Source organism: Collinsella tanakaei (assembly GCF_016902615.1).
Lineage (GTDB): Bacteria > Actinomycetota > Coriobacteriia > Coriobacteriales > Coriobacteriaceae > Collinsella > Collinsella tanakaei_A.
The window spans coordinates 1-1,346 of sequence record NZ_JACJMB010000068.1 but is presented as its reverse complement, the minus strand read 5'-3'; the positions used below and the strand labels follow the sequence as shown (position 1 = coordinate 1,346).

General features: G+C 69.6%; 1 protein-coding gene. It reads right to left on the bottom strand.

The genetic code is table 11. The features are described 5' to 3' along the window. Positions 1-354: 354 nt before the first annotated feature. Positions 355-1,346: Spy0128 family protein (locus tag H6A21_RS10725; RefSeq protein ID WP_275052532.1), on the bottom strand; the 992-nt coding region annotated here is incomplete at its 5' end.

Below are 1,346 nucleotides of genomic sequence, written 5' to 3'. Positions count from 1 at the left end.
CCACGGACCGGTGCGTCTGCTGCCATTTTCTCACGGCCTCCTCCGGGATCCCGAGGACCTTGGCGACGGATCCCCGCCCCGCCCCTCCGCGAACATGTCGGCGGCGAGCTCCCTGAGCTTGCGGTCGTGCCTGCATCGTAGGCCGACGGACATGAGAAAGCCTCCCGTCTCTCGGACTTTTATTTCCATGTCCAAGAAATGGGAGGCAGTTCAGGGTCGGAGAGGGGGCCGGACGCGGTATGCGGCCGTACCCGGCAGGGTGTCGGCGGCAAATTGGGTCGAGACCGCCGGCTGTATGCTAGCCGCCGAAACGTGGAAGGGCGGCTGAGCACCGTGGGGTGGTGCCGCTGGGCGCTAGCGCGCGGAGCGGCGGCGCAGGTAGAGGCCCGCGCCGATGGCGGCCACCGCGGCGACGGTGATGCCGCCCACCGCGAGGACGACCGTGTCGCCCGTCTGGGGGATGGACTCGCCGGGCTTGCCGCCGCCGGGCTTGCCGGGCTCGGACGGCTTGCCGGGCTCAGAGGGCTTGCCGGGCTCGGAGGGCTCCTCGTAGGAGTTCGTGAACACCGGGAGCTCGTCGCCGCCGTCGTAGGAGACGGTCGCCGAGAGCGTGCCGTCGCCGTTGTCGGTGACGGTGATCACCGCGGTGTGGGTCGAGGTGTCGTAGGTCACGCCCTCGAGGTCGCCCTTGGCCTCGGTGATGGTGTAGGTGTAGGTGCCGGGCTCGGTCAGGTGGAGCGCGGCGAAGGACACGGAGCCGTCGGCGGCGTTTTTCGCCGTGGCGACGAGCTGGCCGTTGCGGTCGCGCAGCTCGAAGGTGAACTCTCCGGCCGCCAGGTCGCGGCCCTCGAGCACCTTGGTGGCGCCGAGCGAGACGTCGACGCTGCCGGAGGGCTCGTAGGTGTTCCTGAAGGAGACCGTGCGCTCGGGGGCCTGCCAGGAGACGGCGAGCTTGTTACCGGTGCCCTTCGTGACCTTCGCGGTCAGGGTGTAGGTGGACTCGTCGTAGGTGACGCCGCCGCTCTGGACGCCCTCGGCGTCCGGGTCGTCGTCGAACGGGAGCTTCTCGGCGACGGTGAACGTGTAGGTGCCCGTCTTCTCGAAGGTGAAGCCGTCACCGGTGAAGGTCACGTTGCCGGAGGCGTCGTTCCTGCCGGTCAGGCTCTTGGGCGACACGTTCTTGGCGTTCGCGCCCGTGGCCGTGATCGTGAAGGAGAACTCGCCGGCGACGAGGTCGCGGCCGTCGAGCTCCTTCTCGACCGGGGTGTCCGGCTTGGACGGGTCGGAGGGGTCGGGGTCGTCGGGAATGATCACGGGCGGGTCGTCGGGATCAGGGGTGTCGGGGG